This is a genomic window from Vibrio sp. OPT46, assembly GCF_015163535.1.
GTDB classification, from domain to species: domain Bacteria; phylum Pseudomonadota; class Gammaproteobacteria; order Enterobacterales; family Vibrionaceae; genus Vibrio; species Vibrio alginolyticus.
The window spans coordinates 6,205-6,892 of the sequence record NZ_JADDYG010000456.1 but is presented as its reverse complement, the minus strand read 5'-3'; the positions used below and the strand labels follow the sequence as shown (position 1 = coordinate 6,892).

The following is a 688-nucleotide window of genomic DNA, read 5'->3' as shown; positions in this document are numbered from 1 at the left end:
GCAATTAAAGAGTACGATGTTTGTCTTCTCGGGCCTCAAGTACGTTTTCAGCTAGAAGAGCTAAGAAAAACGGCGCAAGAGCATGGTAAAAACATTGATGCTATTTCTCCTCAGCATTATGGAATGATGAAGGGAGAAGAAGTACTAGAGCAAGCATTAGAATTAATTAACTAAACTATAGTTTTAAATTAAAAAGATAACTGTACATCAAATATAAATATTTGATGTGGGATTCTTTTGCCTAAAATAAGGATGGATTCTATGAAGCTTTATGACGCAATTATAGGCGCAGTCGAAAAGCATATAGCCCCTATAGCAGCTAAAGTGGGGAATCAGCCCCATGTTCGCGCAATGAGAGACGGTTTTATTGTCGCAATGCCGTTTATTATTGTTGGTAGTTTCATTTTGATTTTTGCATTCCCCCCATTTGCCGAAGATACAACCTTTACTTTTGGTCGAATTTGGCTCGATTTCGCCACTACACATTTTGATACCATAATGATGCCCTACAACATGTCGATGGGGATCATGACCATTTTTGTTTCGCTGGGCGTTGCTTATAGTTTAGCGAAGGCTTACAAGATGGATGGGATCACGAGTGCTGTATTGTCACTAATGTCTTTTTTACTCATTGCGGCCCCAGCTAAAGATGGCGCGTTGTCTATGTCTCACATGGGCGGAACCGGGA

General features: G+C 40.4%; 2 protein-coding genes. Both read left to right on the top strand.

Annotation, left to right across the window (positions count from 1 at the left end; genetic code table 11):
- Positions 1–174, top strand: a 174-nt coding sequence (locus IQR33_RS19830; protein ID WP_416222690.1) for a PTS sugar transporter subunit IIB, incomplete at its 5' end; no start/stop codon positions are given.
- An 87-nt stretch (positions 175–261) separates the two neighbouring features.
- The coding region (locus tag IQR33_RS19825; protein ID WP_193843966.1) for a PTS transporter subunit EIIC at positions 262–688 on the top strand (427 nt) is incomplete at its 3' end.